Consider the following 17,140-nt stretch of genomic DNA (forward strand, 5'->3'; position numbering starts at 1 on the left):
GTGATTATCGCGCCCGGTACTGGCCAGGGGTTAATCCCGTGCGCGCCTTGAAGTGCCTGGTGAAATGGGCCTGGTCGGCAAAACCGCATTCCAGCGCGACCTCTGCCGGCAGGTCACCCGCCCGTAGCCGGCGGCGCGCGCTCCTGATGCGGACATCGGTCAGGAAGGCGTGCGGCGTGATATGGAATTCCTTGCGGAAGGCGCGGATCAGATGCGCGCGGCTGAGGCCGGCGACGGCGGCGAGTTCTTCCAGCCCCAGATCGGTCGCATAGTGTTCCGTCAGATAATCCCGCGCGCGCCGAACCGCTGAACGCTCCGAGGTGTCGGCCGGCACGATGATCGAGCTTCCATGTTGGCGAAACATTGCGTCGAGCACCAGGAACATGCTCTGGCTGGTCTCCAGTGCCCCGACTCCGGCCTCCAAGGTCCGGTGGGCACCAAGAAACGCCGCGCCCAGTTTGGGATCATGAAGGATCTGCTTGCCGAAGGCCGGCGTGCCGTGAAAGACGCGCCCGGTGACATCCTCGAGGATTTCGCGAAAGAGCGACAGGTCGGGATAGATCATGCGATAGCGATAGCCGCCATCGGTCGGCGCCCCGTCATGCGTCTCGCCTGGATTGATCAAATAGAGATCGCCGGGGCCGGAGGCTTCGCGAGCACCGCAGATCGTGGCGATCTGGCTGCCGCTCTCGATGGCGCCGATGCTGAACGTATCATGGGCGTGCGGTGCGAACTCATGCGTCAGGAAGGTTGCGCTCAGGCATTCCATGCCGCCGAAGCGCGGATCGCGCCAAAAGCGCGTCGTCTCTGCTCCCGCGAGTGGCATGGCTTCGGTCGCCTGTTCCTGGGAAATATTCTGCATCGGGCGGATATAACAGTTTTACCGCGACGCTTCTTGAACAAAAGTGATCAGCGAAACCGGCCCTTTTGCCTTCGGAGCTTCGGCAACACATTCCCAGCCGGTCGCCAAAAGATATCGGTTTCTGGAACCGTTGCTCGAGTTATGCCGCGTTCAGACGTTCGGCGCTCACCGGCATGCCCATATGAAAGCCTTGGACGCGATCGATGCGAAGATCCTTCAGCAGGGACAATTGTGCAGCAGTTTCGACGCCTTCCACCAGGATCGTATTGCCACGATTGCGGATGAGCGCAACCATGTCCTGAAGCATCGTCAAACCGCGTTGGTTGGAGCAGTCGTGCAGGAAGGTTCGATCGACCTTGACCGTCTGAAACTCGATCGCCCTCAGCCAAGAGAGACCGGCGAAGCCGGAGCCGAAATCGTCAAGCCAAATTTCGACGCCGAGAGCCCGCAGATCTGCAATGCATTTCAGCACCTCCGACTGCATATCCATGTCCAGACCCTCGGTGACTTCCAAGGCCAGCCGCGACCCGGAGACCCCGCACCGAGCAAGAATATCAGCGACGCTCGCGGCGAAGCCGGGGGAGCGCAGTTGTATGGGCGACACGTTGACGCTGACGGTGGCCATCCGATCCGTCATCAGTATGTCACGGCACGCCGTCTCGATCGCCCACTTGCCCAATTCGAGGATAGCGCCGGTTCGTTCTGCAACCGGAATGAATGTCCTCGGCGAAACCGCAGTGCCATCCGGCATCCTGAGGCGCATCAAAGCCTCGACGGCTTTTGCTCTCTCGTTCGTCAGGTCGAAGATCGGTTGGTAGACGAGCGAGACCAGTTTGCGGTCAATGGCGGCTGTCAGCAGCGGGACGAGTTTACCAGCGTTGTCGTCGGGCCGAGGCAACGAGGGATCAAACCTGCGAATGCAATTTCGGCCACTCGCTTTGGCATTGTAGAGAGCGAGATCGGCTTCTCGCACTATTCGTTCAACTTTCTCTCCAACGTCCTCGCTGGTGAAAGCGACGCCAATGCTGACGGTTACGATCGCGCTGTCATCTGGTCGCTCGTCATGAGCGATCGCAAGAAACTCGACTTCCATCCTGATCCTCTCGGCCAGGCTCATCGCGACCGAGGGGGTTTCGGCCGGCATGACCACGATAAACTCCTCGCCGCCGTATCTGCCGATCATGCCGCCGGACGATTCTACAACCGCCTTCAGCAGATTGGCGATCACAGCCAGGCATCGGTCCCCTTCCTGATGCCCGTAGCGATCATTGAAGCGTTTGAAAAAGTCGACATCGATGAGGAACACGACGAAGTCGCGGCCCTCGTCTTTCCAGGCGGCCCAGCATTCGTCGAGACGTCGATCGAGCGCACGCCGGTTGTTTATCCCCGTCAGGTAGTCGGTATTTGAAAGCTCGAGCAGCGACCGTCCGCGCTCGGACGCTTCCCAGTGCTGATAGCGCGCCTCCGCCGCATTCAGCAACACGCTTCGACGCTCGACATTCAATCGCCAATTGATGGAAGAGGTGAATACAAAGCAGGAAATGTAGAACATCCCGAAGGCAATCTTGTAGACTTGGCTGGAAGGGAAATACGTCTCGATCGTGACGAAAAATGCGCAGAGCACGACGCTGGAGGTGATCACCGACAGCCGAAACGAGAAACTGAAAAAGAGGTTGGCGCCCATCATGAAGATGGCGCCGAAAATCATATAGTAAGACATGGCAGCGACGTCACGGGTGCCGATCGCCGGATAAAGCCAGCCCAAATAGCCCGCAAGCAATGCCGCGGCGCACGTGATGTCGAGCCAGACGATTTTCGCTTTTGCCAGTCGCAGGGCTTCGAAAGCCAGCAGCGCCATCACTGCGACGACGAATCGCGCGGCGATCGTCACAGGAGCAACGTCGGGGATAAGCCACTGGTCGGGAAGTGCGAAGGACACATAAACGGCGACGGCGATCCAAAGACCATGCCGTGCGCTTTGCCTTCTGACAGAATCATTTTCGGCTTCCAGAGACTTGCAAGCCTCCGCAAATGAAAAGCTGTCGGTTGATTCATCGCACCGCACAGTCGGGTAAGCCGCGCTCATGTAACGATGCCAGCCCGGCTACGATCTATCGAAACTAAACTGCAAGCCATGCTTCGGCGCCCTCCAGAATTTCGTTCGGCAACCTGCAACGGGTTTGTCTTATTATTTAACCTTCGTAGAGAAGCAGGTTCCCACCCGCAACAGTAGAATTACCCTTATCCCGTGTAGATTCTAGTCGCATCCTGTTTCGAGGTTGATTATGCTTAACGCTAGGTCAAGGAGTCTCGAAATGGCACGAAGTCTTGTCTTGGATGGTGAAAGTCTTGTGGCGCCCGGTGAAATTCGTCAGGCAACGAGGAGGTTTGCCGCGCCAAAGCCCGGCGACCTTATTGTTGCCAAAGCCGAGCTTGCCCTCAGCCTTGACCTGTCGATCCGTCAGTTCAAATCCGGCGTCGAGCCTGGTGCGATAATCCAGCGTCTCACCGACGCCCTGCATCAGTTGCGGCGCCGCTTTCACCCCGACGTGTGGGACGTCATCGTTCCGATCGCGCAATCTCATCCGGTTGCCGACTATCTGCATCAGGATCCATTGACCCGCTGGTCGTTTGAAAAGCCGCGCGGCTATTCTGGCGACGCACGTCTTCTCGACTTCATCTACGGCAGGCCTGAGATCGAGGACGCAGTCGCATCATCGAGCAAGTTGGGACGTTCGATCTACGCCTATACCCGAAACGCTTCGTCATCCCTAGCGGTAAGGGAGCGTCGAGATATTCTGGCGCGCCGCGTCGACGAAATCGCTTCGGTTCGGCCGGGCTCCACCGAGATCCTGGCCATTGCGTCGGGGCATCTTCGGGAAGCGCCTTTGTCGCGCGCGCTCGGCGCCGGCGCGATCAAACGCTGGGTGGCTTTGGATCAGGACCCAATGAGCGTCGGAACCGTAGCCCGCGATTTCGCCGGTACGCCTGTCGAGGCTGTGAACGGGTCGGTCAAATCCCTGCTCGGTGGAAGGCATGCGCTCGGAATGTTCGATTTCGTCTACGCCGCCGGTCTCTATGACTATTTGCCGGACGCGGTCGCCGTCAAACTGACCAGGAAGTGCGTCGGCATGCTTAAGCCCGGCGGCACGTTCCTCTTCGCCAACTTCTCACCGGCAACGGATGTCGATGGTTACATGGAGACATTCATGAACTGGGCGCTGCTGTTGCGGTCAGAACACGAGATGGGGTTGATCGCAGGTGAAAGCGTGACTGGGGCGGATGTGAAGGTGTCGGTATGGTCCGGCTCAAATCGCAGCATTGTCTATTGCGAAATCGAAAGAACGTCCTAGGGTGCCCTTTGGCCGACACGCAACGGCGTTGGCGCCAAGTTAGCGCACAGGAGAGCGGCACGGACCCTGCAGAGCGGCTTTACTGAAGGATTGTTTGCCATTGCTCCCTAAGTCCCACCACCAGGTCTTTACAACTAACATGTTAGTCTGCTAAGCCTGATCCACTAGATGGGGAGGAATGATATTGCCAACAAAATTCGGGCTGTCTGTCGCCCTTGCCACGCCGTTTGACGGCAACAGCGATATCGCCCTCGAGGCGATGATTGCGCAGGGGCAACGGTGCCTGGCTGCTGGCTGCGCCAGCGTGACGCTGTTCGGCACGACGGGCGAGGGCTCATCCATCGGAAGTCGGGAACGCGAGCGCATGCTCGCGGCGTTCCTCGACGCAGGGATCGCGGCGGAAGACATCATCGCCGGCGTGCTGGTCGACTCGGTGGAGGATGCGGCGGTACAGGCCGGTCATGCCCTTTCGCTCGGAGCGAGGAATATCCTTCTGGCTCCGCCGTCCTATTTCAAAAATGTCGGCGACGAGGGCGTGTTCCAGTGGTTTTCAGCGGTCTTCGCCATGCTGGGCGATCAGGCACGCGACATCATCGTCTACAATATTCCCTCGATCACCATGGTCCCGCTGACGGTGTCGCTGATCGGCCGCTTGCGGACTGCCTTTCCGAACATCGTCACAGGCGTCAAGGATTCTTCCGGCGACTGGCCGTTCACGGAAAGCCTGCTCAAGGCGCATGGCGACCTCATCATCCTGATCGGCGACGAACGCCATCTCGCTAGAGGCGTTCGGCTTGGCGGCCAGGGGGCGATCTCTGGCATGGCGAATTTCGTACCTCCCGACGTCAAGCTGATGGCCGAAGACGGCAAGGACGACCCCCGCATCGAGGCATTCGTGGACGAACTGCTCAAATTTCCGGTCGTCCCAGCCGTGAAAGCCATGGTGGCACATCAGACATCGGATGAGATCTGGCTTGCGGTTCGTCCGCCGCTCGTTTCAATATCGGGGGAGGGGCAGGCCCAGCTCGCCCGCGCTTTCGACGATCTTTTCCGGTCGAAAGCCGCGTAGGTCGGACATGTTGCTGGAGGAGGCGATGGACGGAACGGACGAGCAGCCGACGCTGCGGGAAAAGGCCTATGCAAGTTTCACGCGCCACCTGCTTGCGCGTGACGTGCGTCCCGGCCAGTTCGTTTCGCAGCGCCGTCTCGTGGAATTGACGGGACTGACGCTCGGCGCCATCCGCGAGCTCATCCCGAGGCTTGAAGCCGAGGGGCTGATCAAGACGGTGCCGCAGCGGGGCTTGCAGATCGCTCACATCGATTTGAACCTCATTCGCGAAGCCTTCCAGCTGCGCGTGTTCCTGGAAAAGGAGGCGGTGGCGCTCTTCACCCGGTCGGCGTCGGACGAGACGATCGCCGGACTGTTGAAGCAGCATCGGGATATTGCCACGGCCATCCGAAACGGCGATGGCTCGCACGAATTGGAGCTGCGTGCCCAGGCCGTCGATTGGGGCATGCACGATGCCTTTATCGATGCCCTGGGAAATACCATCATTTCGAACGCCTACCGCGTGAATTCGATCAAGATGCGCCTGATCAGCCAGGATCGCTTTCGCATCGACGGTCACGTCGGACCCGTTATGGGCGAGCATCTGAAAGTGCTCGAGGCAATCGAACGACGATCGGCGGAGGACGCCGTCAACAGCCTTGTCGCACATATCAATCATGCAAGGGATCGTGCGCTCAGGATATAATCGGGAATGAACAGCCGGGGATGAGGAGATCGCCGGCAACAAGGAGGAGGATCAACATGCCATCATTCTTCAATCCGACACGCCGCGGTTTTCTGGCGGGGACTGCCGCGCTTGGGGCCAGCAGCATGCTCGGCATGCGCCCGGCCGCCGCTGCCGTCGACTGGAAGCGCTTCACTGGCACCACGCTCGAAGTCAACTTGGTCAAAAGCCCGCGCAGCGAAATCCTTCTGAAGTACCTGCCCGAATTCGAGGAGCTCACCGGCATCAAGGTCAATGCTGAAGCGACGCCCGAACAGCAGCAGCGCCAGAAGACGACGATCGAGCTCAGCTCCGGCAAGCCGAGCTTCGACGTGGTCCACATGAGCTACCACGTCCAGAAGCGGCAGTTCGAAAAGGGTGGCTGGCTTGCCGATATCAGCGGCTTCCTCAAGGATCCCGCGCTGACCGATCCGTCGCTCGTGGAAAGTGATTTCGCTGAAGCCGGGCTTGCCTTCGCCAAGGACGGTGACGGCGTGCTGCGCTCTCTCCCCTTCTCGGTCGATTACTGGATCATCTACTGGAACAAGACGCTATTCGAGAAGAAGGGCCTGGCCTACCCGACCAGCTTCGAAGAGCTGGCAAGTGCTGCCGAAGCGCTGACCGATCCCTCGACCAACACCTACGGCTTCGTCGCCCGCGGCCTGAAGAACGCCAATACGCCGGTCTGGACGTCGCTGCTGCTCGGCTATGGCTCGAGCCCGCTCGGTCCCGACGGCAAGCTGCGCACGACGTCGCCGGAAGCGATCGATGCGGCCAAGCTTTACCAGAAGCTGATGACCAAGACCGCCCCTCCCGGCGTCTCCGGCTTCAACTGGGCCGAGGCGCAGTCGGCTTTCCTGCAGGGCAAGATCGGCATGTGGCTGGATGGCGTCGGTTTTGCGCCGCCGATCGAGAACCCGGAAAAGTCGCGCGTCGTCGGCCAGGTCGGCTACGGCATCATGCCGAAGGGTCCGAAGGCACAGGCCGCAGGCACCTTCGGCGACGGCCTCGGCGTCGTCGCGGCAAGCCAGAAGAAGGAAGCCGCCTATCTCTTCTGCCAATGGGCGATTTCGCATGAAATGGGCGCCCGCTTGCTGCAGGCCGGCGCCGGCGTTCCGTTCCGCCAGTCCGTGCTCGAGGATGCCAAGGTCCGCGAAGGCGTCAAGATGCCGGGGGCCTGGCTCGATGCCGTCGTCGGCTCCGGCAAGATCTCGCAGCTCGCCCTGCCGGTCATCATTCCGGTCACCGAGTTCCGTGATATCTATGGCGTCGGCCTCACCAACATGATCGGCGGCGCCGATCCTGAAGCCGAACTGAAGGCGGCGACGGCGCAGTTCGAACCCGTCCTGGCGAAAAGCGAGGGATAATGGCCTCGGCAAGCATCGAAACGGCCGCAGTGGCCAAGGCGCCGAAAGGCGGGAGCAAACCGGACCGGTTTGCTCCCAACTACTGGCCCTTCGTCATCCCGGCGCTCATCGTCATATCAGCCGTCATCGTCTTTCCATGGGTGTTTACGGTGTGGATGAGCGTCAACAGCTGGACGCTCGGTCAGTCGCAGGTCTTTGCGGGGCTCGACAATTATGTCCGTCTTGCTACCGACATGCGCTTCTGGGAGTCGCTGTGGCACACGGTGCTCTATACGACGCTCTCCGTGGTCGTCCCCCTGTTTTTGGGCACGCTCGCCGCGCTGATCTTCGATGCCCAATTTCCGCTCCGCGGTGTTATCCGCGGCATATTCGTGATGCCGATGATGGCGACCCCGGTCGCCATCGCGCTCGTCTGGACGATGATGTACCACCCGCAGCTCGGCGTGCTCAACTATCTCCTCTCCTTCGTCGGCATCGGCCCGCAGGAATGGATCTACAATCAGAGCAGCGTCATTCCCTCGCTGGTTCTGGTCGAGAGCTGGCAGTGGACGCCGCTCGTCATGCTGATCGTGCTCGGCGGCCTGGCGGCGGTTCCGCGCGAACCTTATGAAAGTGCGGAGATCGACGGCGCCAATGTCTGGCAGAAATTCCGCTATCTGACGCTGCCGATGATCGCGCCATTCCTGATGATTGCGGCGATCATCCGCAGCATCGATGCCGTGAAAAGCTTCGACATTATCTACGCCATGACCCAGGGCGGCCCGGGCACGGCGTCTGAAACGATCAACATCTATCTCTACAACACCGCCTTCGCCTATTACGACATCGGCTACGGCTCGGCCATGGCGGTCGTCTTCTTCATCCTCATCGTCCTGCTCTCCTTCGTCCTTATGATGATCCGGCAGCGCGTGAACTGGTCCGACGGGGAGGCACGCTGATGAAGCGCAAGACGCTCGATCGCATCGGACTGCTGTTCGTCGCGCTGGTGATGATCTCGCCGGTCGTCCTGTTTTTCCTTTGGATGATCTCGCTGTCGCTGAAATACGAGATCGACAACGGCGCCTATCCACCGATCTTCGTTCCGGAGCGTTTCGCCTGGACGAACTATCTGAAGGTCTTCGAGGAGAACAATTTCTTCCTCTATCTCTGGAATTCAGTGCTGGTGACGGGATCGGCCACGCTTCTGGCGCTGCTGATCGGCGTGCCGGCGGGCTACGGCATCGCGCGACTGAAGGCCGAGAAGTCCGCCATGGTCATCATGATCGCGCGCATGACGCCGGGCCTGTCCTTCCTTATTCCGCTCTTCCTGCTGTTCCAGTGGCTGAACCTGCTCGGTACGCTGATGCCGCAGATCATCATCCACCTCGTGGTCACCGTGCCGATCGTCGTCTGGATCATGATCGGCTATTTCGAGACGACGCCGATGGAGCTGGAAGAGGCGGCGAGCATCGACGGCGCCACGCCGTGGCAGGTTTTCCGCCTTGTCGCCCTGCCGATCGCAAGACCCGGAATCGTCGTCGCCTTCATCCTGTCGGTCATCTTCTCGTGGAACAATTTCGTCTTCGGCATCGTGCTCGCCAGCCGCGAGACGCGCACACTCCCCGTCGCCGTCTACAACATGCTCTCCTTCGAACAGGTCAGTTGGGGGCCGCTTGCAGCGGCGGCGTTGATCGTCACCTTGCCTGTGCTGATCTTGACCGTGTTTGCGCAACGGCAGATCGTGGCGGGGCTAACGGCCGGCGCCGTCAAATGAACGGGCGAGGCGACCGTCGATGACTTCCTCTGGCTTCGACCTGCCGCCCAATCCGGCGCGCCGCGTCCTATGCGTCGGCGCGGCGGTTCTCGATACCCTCTTCCGCGTGCACTCGCTGCCCACGGGCCAGGGCAAGATCCTGCCTTACGAGATGATGCAGGTCGCCGAAGGCATGGCGTCGAGCGCGGCATTCGCCGTCGCCCGGCTTGGCGGCCATGCCAGCCTCTGGGGCGCGGTTGGCGACGATGCCACAGGCGAACGCATCATCTCCGATCTCGGCGATAGCGACATAGACACGAGCGGCATGACGGTTGTGCAGGGCGCCGGCTCGGCCGTCTCGACGATCCTCATCGATGATGAGGGCGAGCGCTTGATCGTGCCCTTTTACGATGCGCGGCTGCACGATACGGTCAGGCCGGTCACCGAGCAGGAGATTTCTGCCTTCGACGCCGTGCTTGTCGACGTCCGGTGGCCGAAGCTTGCGCTGCGGACGCTGATCGCGGCCGGCAAGGCTGCCAAGCCGGCCATTCTCGACGGCGACGTTGCGGGCGAGGGCGTCATCGAGATGCTGGCGCCGGCCGCCAGCCACATCATCTTTTCGCAGCCTGCAGCCGAGCGGCTTGCCGGGACCGCTGATCTCGTCGGCACCGTCGGCCTTCTGAAGCGGAAATTCGCACATGCCTTCATCAGTGTCACGGCTGGCGAGAACGGTTCGCTGTGGTTCGATGATGCAAGCGGCGACATCCGTCGTCTTGTCGCTCCGAAGGTAAGAGCGATCGATACGCTTGCGGCGGGCGACATCTTCCATGGCGCTTTTGCGCTGGCGATTGCGGAAAACATGCCGATCGAAGAAGCGATGCGATTGTCATCGATGGCGGCGGCTCTGAAATGCCGGAAGTTCGGCGGACGCATCGGCGCACCCACCAGAGTGGAAGTCTGCGAAGCACTGCGCGACTGGGACGTGGGCGCCGTCTCGGCAGGCAAGCGAAATCGAGAACGGTAGTCCGTACCGCGATACTGTCGCCAAGCTCCAATGACAAGCAAACAACAAACCAACGAGAAAACAGCGGCTTATACCTTTTACGGCTTCTGAAAGCAGATATCGCCGGCGACCACTCTGTTAGTCTCAGTTGCACCGAAACCAGAAGATGGAACTGCTCCGCGCCGATTTACTTGGTCAGCAGGCCTCTGGTCCGCTAGAGTCCCAAGTCTCCACCTGGCCGCAGACCGAAAAGCAGGAATACGCTTATCTCATAGTAAGCTGATGCATCTGGAGCGCCTATGATGAAGCCGAGCGGATCCACCGAGGCAGTGAGAATCGAGGACCTTGACGACGCGGGGCTGGTTGAACACGCGCGACATCGAGACTCCGCCGCATTCTGGCTGATCATCAAGCGTCACAATCAGCGGCTTCACCGGGTCGCCCGCGCCATCCTGAATGACGACACCGAGGCGGAGGACGTACTTCAGGAGACCTATATCCACGCCTTCACCCATCTGGCCGAATTCCGCGCGGAGGCGCGGCTGTCGACCTGGCTCACCCGGATCGCGCTGAACGAGGCGCTGGGACGCCGCCGGAAAAGGCGACCCACCGTGGACGCGAAAGTCATCGAAGGCATGGTCGCTCCGTTCAGCGCACACAAGCCTGATCCCGAAGAGGCGGCCGCTCTCGCTGGAATCCGCGGCCTCCTGGAGCGAGCCGTCGGTGACTTGCCGGAGCCGTTTCGCATCGTCTTTGTCATGCGGGACGTCGAGGAAATGAGCATTGAGGAAACCGCTTTTCTTTTGGCATTGCGACCTCAGACAGTGAGCACCCGTCTTTATCGCGCACGCCGGCTGCTCCGCGAGGCGCTGGAGGACAAGCTCGCAACCGTGTTCACGGATACGTTTCTCTTCGCCGGCGCTCGTTGCGACCGCCTCGCGCAATCAGTCCTCGCTCGGCTCGCAATCCTTGGTTCCAAAGGATCTGTTGAACGCGGCAACTGAGCGCAGGTAGACGCCGTCCACGCCGAGATTACGCCGGCTCCTTTCGCAGGGCCTTTGTAGCGGGACACGGGAATATTTTGGCGGCCCGGACCATCTAATCGTCAGGCAAATGCATTCGGTGCCGCGGTGCTGACAGCGGTGTTGAATCAACAAACATAGGAGACCGCCATGCACGGCGCACTTCACCTATCCCGGCGTCAGTCGCTTCAGGGACTTATCGTACTCGGTGCCGGAGCGGCACTGAGCGGAATCGCGCGGCCTTCTCCGGTATTGGCACAGGACATATCGGACGAGGACATTTTCCGTTTTGCGCTCAACCTCGAATATATGGAGGCTGAATACTACCTGCGCGGCACCACCGGAAAGGGCATCGACGCAGCCGATGCCGGTTCGAAACCCGGCGACGTCGTTGGTGGAAAGCAAGTCTCGTTCGAGACGCCCGCCATCGGCGAATTCATGCAGGAAGTGGCGGAAAATGAACTCGCGCACGTCCGCTTCTACCGCAAGACGCTTGGAACCGACGCGGTTGACCGGCCGGCCATCGATTTCGATGCGGGCTTCAAAGCCGTCGCGCAAGCAGCAGGCCTCGGGCCGGATTTCGACCCCTTCGGCAACGAGACGAACTTCGTTCTCGGCGGGATGTTGTTCGAGGATGTCGGCGTCACCGCCTATGCCGGTGCGGCGACAGTTCTGAAAAACAAGGACTTCCTCGCCGCAGCCGCAGGCATCCTGGCGGTCGAGGCCTATCACATGGGAATGGCGCGATCTACGCTATACCGAAAGGGAGAGGAAGCCTGGAAGGCCGCCAACGCTGTCTCCGATGCGCGAGACAAAATCGACGGGTCAGACGACAAGGACCAGGGGATTCAGGCGGACGGAAAAGCCAACATCGTTCCCTCGACGCCCGATGCGATCGCGTTCACCAGAACGCCGCAGGAGGTGCTGCGGATCGTCTACCTCACCGACAAGGACGGAGTGAGCAAGGGCGGCTTCTATCCGGAAGGGATGAACGGTACGCTCAAGACCACCTGAGCCAGTTGGTTCGACTACCCTTCAAGGCGAGGGGACTATAATTTGTCCGGGGCGCCCGACAAGGCAGGCCATCGCGTCTGAATGTTCAGTCGATCGCAAAAACGCCGATCCGACAGGCGCAGGGAAACGCGTCATTCGTTGACAATCCACCGCGTGGCACTCACCTGGTTCATGGCGGCTTCAGTGATCGCAATGGCATTGGCACCTGGAGATTTACGCCGAAACAAGCCGCAACCGTTCATGGCGAATGCGGATGTCGAGGCGGACGCCATGTGGGGTGCGGTTAGGCTGGCACTGGAACGAAATTTGTCCGCACAAGTTCGGGTCTGTTGAGCGAGAAGGCCCGCAAGCATGAAGATTCTGGTTATCGGAGCGACAGGGCTGGTTGGTAGCGCCGTCTGCGCCGGGCTGGCGACGGGCGGACATAATGTCATCAGCGCGGTTCGTCCTGGCAAACAGCCCGATGGAGGGCTCGGCACCTGGGTTGAAGTCGACATAGCAAAGGCGGTTGAACCCTCTGACTGGCTGCCTCACCTCGAAGGAATAGATGCGGTCGTCAACTGCGCCGGGGCGCTGCAGGACGGAATGAGGCACAACATGACGGCCGTCCACGCGCAGGGACCGCGAGCCTTGTTCAGTGCATGCGAGCAATCCGGTGTACGCCGAATTATTCATTTCTCGGCGATCGGGGTGGATCGGCAGCAGCCGTCAGCGTTCTCACGCACGAAGCTTTCCGGCGACATGGCTCTGATGGAGACGAATCTCGATTGGGTGATCCTGCGTCCCGCCGTGATCCTTGGGGACGCCGCGTTCGGTTCCAGTGCATTGTTCCGGGGACTTGCCGCTCTGCCGGTTCTGCCGGCGATGCCGTCGACCGGGAAACTTCAGGTGGTGCAGCTCGAGGACGTCACGGAGACCGTCCTTCGTTTTGTCGACAAAGCAGACCCATCGAAACTCTCGCTTGAAATCGTCGGCCCGCAACCGCTTGATTTCGACGAGATTGTAGCGCGGTACCGGAGATGGCTTGGCTGGCCTCCCGCCAAGCGCTATCTGCTGCCCCGCCCGCTCGCCAGCCTTCTCTATCGGCTCGGCGATATCGCAGGATTGCTGGGATGGCGGCCGCCGGTTCGAAGCACCGCCGCAAGGGAGATCGTCCGCGGCGCCGTGGGCGATCCAACGGATTGGACCGCCGCTACCGGAATCCGGCCGTTATCGTTGGACGATGCTTTGGCGCGTCGCCCTGTTTCGGTCCAGGAGCGTTGGTTTGCCAAACTCTACTTTCTGAAGCCGGTCATTTTTCTGCTGCTGCCACTCTTCTGGATAGCGACCGGGATAATTTCGCTGACGTCGGGTTTCGAGGAGGGCGTCGAACTGATGCTGGCGGGCGGCGCAGGTTGGCTCGCGGCACCAAGCGTGGTTGCCGGAGCTCTTGCAGACATCGTGGTCGGATGCGCTATCGCTTTGCGCCGCACAGCGCGTTGGGGCCTCTACGCAGCTGTCCTGCTATCACTCTTCTATGCAGCAGCCGGCACGGCAATATTGCCGGAGTTGTGGAATGAGCCCCTCGGCCCGCTGACCAAGATATGGCCGATCCTCGTGCTACACTTGGTCGCTCTGGCGATTCTGGAGGAGCGATGATCTATTTCGTACTGAAATTCCTGCATATCATCGGCGCCGCTGTTCTTCTCGGCACCGGCGCGGGGATCGCCTTCTTTATGTTGGTGGCGCATCGCACCGGCAATGCGATCACCGTAGCCGCCGTCGCGCGGATCGTGGTGCTTGCGGATTTCGTCTTCACGACAACGGCCGTGATCGTTCAGCCGATCACCGGCATAGCGCTGGCCTGGCATGTCGGTTATTCCCTTTGGGATCGTTGGATATTTTGGTCGATCATCCTCTATCTGGTCACGGGCGCCTTTTGGTTGCCGGTCGTTTGGATGCAGATGGAGATGCGCAATATCGCGAAGCAAGCAGTGGTGAAGGGTGAGCCGCTGCCGGCGCGCTATCACAAGCTATTTTGGACCTGGTTCTGTTTCGGCTTTCCGGCTTTCGCTGCGGTCCTGGCAATTATCTGGCTCATGATTACACGCCCGGCTTGATGAGAGCGCGGCTCTTGTTGTCTTTGCGCTGACGCGCTTTGTCATGCCGCTATGACATCAGCAACACCTTCAAAAGCGGTTGACCAAGATTGATTATTGACTCATCACGCAATGTGAACATAATAGGAACATCGGCGAGGCGGCCGCCAATCTGAAAACGAATGTATAGAGCACGGATATGCGCGAGCAGCCGACCGGCAAAGTCGTGGAAGACGAAGGGCTCGAGTAATCGCTATCACAGGGGCGATATGCCAGCAGCAAGAGCAAAGTGCTGGACGACATCCGCCACCTGCGTCGGCAGTTGGCACTGACAGAAGGCGCTATGAGCCCGCGGTTGGCCCGAGCTACGATCGAGACCGATAATGCCGGAAATGAACATATCGAAGAAGCTGTCGCGCTGGTCGTTGGAGGAGGCACGGCAAGTAGGACACCTACTGGTTATCCGCTGCGGGCTTTGCAATATTACACGTCGGTTTCTGCCGGATGACATTCTTAAGCTCCATAGGAACACCACCTTGAGCCGCCTGAGGTTTGTCTGCCAAGAATGCAACAAGAGTGCTTACATCGAGGTGAACGTCTATTGCCCGTCATCATGGGAAGTCGGAAAGCTTGAGGTCCGGCGGCTGGCCGGAATGCGAGACGTCCGGAAGCCAATATGGCGAGACGGAACCCTTTAGAAGGCCGCAGCGGCGCAGAGACGCCAAGGGATCCAGCGCCGCGGGATCCAGCATCAAGCAAACGCTTAGCCGGTGATACGAGCCGGAGCCGCCCATACTGCGAAGGGCAATAGCCGGGTACTACCGACATCAAGCCCGTTCGATGTAGTTGTCGTTACGGTGTCCGACGCGGGGTTCGCCGGCTAAGGGTTGCAACCATGGGCCTCGCATCGTGCGTTTCTGCTTCAAACTCGATTATGCCGCCGTACACTCCCACGTCAAAGCCGCACCTGAATTTCACCAGGTGCGGTTTATTGGCGCTGGATGGGGAGACTCGTGATCTATTCAGCAGTTGATGTGGCCAATTGCGGACCTTCGGAAAGGGGAGAGAGTGGCTCAGGCCGGTCTTCGAGGTCGTTCAGCAGTGCCGTCCATAGCGAGACGCATAGTCCGACCATCACGACGAGGAAGGGTGCTGCGGCGATAATCGACGCGGTCTGCAAGCCCTGCAAGCCTCCCATCACCAGCAGCACACAGGCCGACGCTCCGGCGAGGCCACCCCACAGCACGACGACGCCGCGTGCGGGCTCAAGCGTGCCGCGAGACGAGAGCATGCCCATCACTATCGAGGCGGCATCCGCGCCCGAGATAAAGAAGATGGCGACAAGGAAGATCGCGACGAATGAGGTGAGCGCGGTTGCAGGATATTGTTCAAGCAGGGCAAACAGCGAGATGGCGGCCCCCTTGGTGTTGACGGCCTCGACGAGGCCGCCGGCTCCCATCAGTTCGGAATGTAGCGCTGTGCCACCCATGATCGTGAACCAGAGGAAGGTTACGCCGCTCGGAATGAGCAGAACGCCGATGATGAATTCACGGATCGTACGCCCCTTGGAGATGCGTGCAATGAAGACCCCTACGAAAGGCGCCCAGGAAACCCACCAAGCCCAGTAGAAGATTGTCCAGCTGCCCAACCATTTACCGTCGCTGAAGGCGGCGGTGCGGAACGACATGGTGACGAGATCGGATAGATAGTCGCCAAGCGCCTCGGTGAAGGTGTTGAGGATGAAGATGGTCGGCCCGACGATGGCTAGGAACAGTAGCAGCACGGCCGCGATCACCATGTTCATGTTGCTCAGGAACTGAACGCCCTTGCCCACCCCGGAAACTGCCGAAAGGATAAATAGCACCGACAACACCGCGATGATCGCAAGGGCCACTCCCGTCCCCTCACCGATTCCCCAAAGAAAATTCAGACCGCTGTTGATCTGTTGGGCGCCAAGGCCGAGCGATGTCGCCGTGCCGAACAGCGTGGCTATAACGGCGAGAATATCGATCGTCTTACCGATCGGTCCGTTGACGGCGCTACCGAGCAGGGGGGTGAATGCGCTCGATATCAGGATAGGCAAGCCCTTACGGTAGGTGAAGTAGGCGATCGCCAGCCCGACAATGGCATAGATCGCCCAAGGGTGCAGCGCCCAATGAAAGTAGGAGTATTTCATTGCGACTAGCGCAGCTTCCCGGCTTTGCGCGGCCGCCAGACCGTGAGGAGGTGCGCCAAAATGGAAAACTGGCTCGGCAACGCCCCAGAACATCAAGCCGATGCCCATGCCGACGCTGAACATCATGCAAGCCGTCCGGAATTCCGGAACCTCGTCATCGGCCCCAAGCCTGATCTTGCCGAAACGGCTGATCGCCAGGAACCCGGCAAAGATCAGGAAGAACGCGGTCGAGACAACAAAGCCCCATCCGAAATCGCCGATAATCGCCGAAAGCGCAGCTTGGGTGACGGAGGCAAGGCTCTCCGGAGCCACCGCTCCCCATGAGATGAACCCGGCCGCTATTGCTATTGCCGGCCAGAATACCGCCGGATCTATGCTGCGGAGTCTGTTCGCAGTCGACATGCTTATCCCTCCAAGGTTTATGTGCTGACGTTCCCTTTGAATTTTAAAATCGGCATCGCGATAGAACCTGTCCGAGAGGCCAAGTCATGATGCCAATGCCGTAAAGCTAACGACGCTGAACGCGCCTTTGTGACCTTGCGGCTCTGGGGCCGCCTTCTTTATGTGACTAGCAGATCACCCGGTTTCCACTCGCCTCCGTTACGACCGTCGGCTTGTCGAAAACCGACCTCTGCTAGACAGAACCGACATTCATTGCAGCGATCAGCTGGGCTGCGATGTGGCGAAAACTGTGAAATTGATGGTTCCTGGGGGATGGCGAAACGCAGCAGACCAGCCAGCTGCGACGGCAAATTTCCATC

14 protein-coding genes are annotated in these 17,140 nt (G+C 60.0%); 11 read left to right on the forward strand and 3 right to left on the reverse strand.

The features are described 5' to 3' along the window. Positions 1-4: 4 nt before the first annotated feature. Together C4N04_RS15500 and C4N04_RS15505 are read right to left on the reverse strand one after the other, a co-directional pair. Entirely contained in the window at positions 5-862 is an 858-nt protein-coding gene (locus C4N04_RS15500; RefSeq protein ID WP_106796451.1) for an AraC family transcriptional regulator, read from the reverse strand. A gap of 139 nt (positions 863-1,001) precedes the next feature. Beyond that, positions 1,002-2,948: an EAL domain-containing protein gene (locus C4N04_RS15505; RefSeq protein ID WP_096770009.1), complete on the reverse strand. Its 1,947-nt coding sequence runs from the start codon at positions 2,946-2,948 to the stop codon at positions 1,002-1,004. A 229-nt stretch (positions 2,949-3,177) separates the two neighbouring features. On the opposite strand from C4N04_RS15505, the gene C4N04_RS15510 reads away from it, so the two are divergent. From C4N04_RS15510 to C4N04_RS15560, 11 genes are all read left to right on the forward strand, one after another. Beyond that, positions 3,178-4,215: a class I SAM-dependent methyltransferase gene (locus C4N04_RS15510; RefSeq protein WP_077989839.1), complete on the forward strand. Its 1,038-nt coding sequence runs from the start codon at positions 3,178-3,180 to the stop codon at positions 4,213-4,215. Positions 4,216-4,399: 184 nt separating this feature from the next. Next, entirely contained in the window at positions 4,400-5,284 is an 885-nt protein-coding gene (locus C4N04_RS15515; protein ID WP_106796541.1) for a dihydrodipicolinate synthase family protein, read from the forward strand. Positions 5,285-5,291: 7 nt separating this feature from the next. Then, positions 5,292-5,969 (forward strand): GntR family transcriptional regulator, encoded by a 678-nt coding sequence (locus C4N04_RS15520; protein ID WP_199852472.1) that lies wholly within the window; start codon positions 5,292-5,294, stop codon positions 5,967-5,969. A gap of 56 nt (positions 5,970-6,025) precedes the next feature. Then, positions 6,026-7,354: a sugar ABC transporter substrate-binding protein gene (locus C4N04_RS15525; protein WP_106796453.1), complete on the forward strand. Its 1,329-nt coding sequence runs from the start codon at positions 6,026-6,028 to the stop codon at positions 7,352-7,354. Beyond that, positions 7,354-8,292 (forward strand): sugar ABC transporter permease, encoded by a 939-nt coding sequence (locus tag C4N04_RS15530; RefSeq protein WP_096762471.1) that lies wholly within the window; start codon positions 7,354-7,356, stop codon positions 8,290-8,292. The genes C4N04_RS15525 and C4N04_RS15530 overlap by 1 nt, the downstream gene beginning before the upstream one ends. Beyond that, the gene (locus tag C4N04_RS15535) at positions 8,292-9,107 is read left to right on the forward strand and encodes a carbohydrate ABC transporter permease (protein ID WP_040112059.1); all 816 of its coding nucleotides are present in this window, start codon (positions 8,292-8,294) and stop codon (positions 9,105-9,107) included. The genes C4N04_RS15530 and C4N04_RS15535 overlap by 1 nt, the downstream gene beginning before the upstream one ends. 19 nt (positions 9,108-9,126) lie before the next feature. Beyond that, positions 9,127-10,110 carry a sugar kinase gene (locus C4N04_RS15540; protein ID WP_096762472.1) on the forward strand — a complete coding sequence of 328 codons (984 nt, stop codon included), beginning with the start codon at positions 9,127-9,129 and terminating at the stop codon, positions 10,108-10,110. Positions 10,111-10,388: 278 nt separating this feature from the next. After that, a complete protein-coding gene (locus C4N04_RS15545; protein WP_096762473.1) occupies positions 10,389-11,093 on the forward strand; it encodes an RNA polymerase sigma factor in 705 nt (234 codons plus the stop codon). A 270-nt stretch (positions 11,094-11,363) separates the two neighbouring features. After that, positions 11,364-12,125: a ferritin-like domain-containing protein gene (locus C4N04_RS15550; RefSeq protein WP_077989831.1), complete on the forward strand. Its 762-nt coding sequence runs from the start codon at positions 11,364-11,366 to the stop codon at positions 12,123-12,125. A 351-nt stretch (positions 12,126-12,476) separates the two neighbouring features. Beyond that, complete coding sequence (locus C4N04_RS15555) at positions 12,477-13,763, forward strand: SDR family oxidoreductase (protein WP_086156601.1); 1,287 nt, start codon at positions 12,477-12,479, stop codon at positions 13,761-13,763. Next, positions 13,760-14,224, forward strand: coding sequence for a DUF2269 family protein (locus C4N04_RS15560; protein ID WP_040112063.1), 465 nt, complete (start codon positions 13,760-13,762; stop codon positions 14,222-14,224). The genes C4N04_RS15555 and C4N04_RS15560 overlap by 4 nt, the downstream gene beginning before the upstream one ends. 997 nt (positions 14,225-15,221) lie before the next feature. Here C4N04_RS15560 and C4N04_RS15565 read toward each other — a convergent pair. Beyond that, a complete protein-coding gene (locus tag C4N04_RS15565) occupies positions 15,222-16,781 on the reverse strand; it encodes a BCCT family transporter (RefSeq protein ID WP_106796454.1) in 1,560 nt (519 codons plus the stop codon). Between the last annotated feature and the right edge of the window lie 359 nt (positions 16,782-17,140).

Source organism: Rhizobium sp. H4 (genome assembly GCF_003013335.1).
Taxonomy (GTDB): domain Bacteria; phylum Pseudomonadota; class Alphaproteobacteria; order Rhizobiales; family Rhizobiaceae; genus Rhizobium; species Rhizobium sophoriradicis.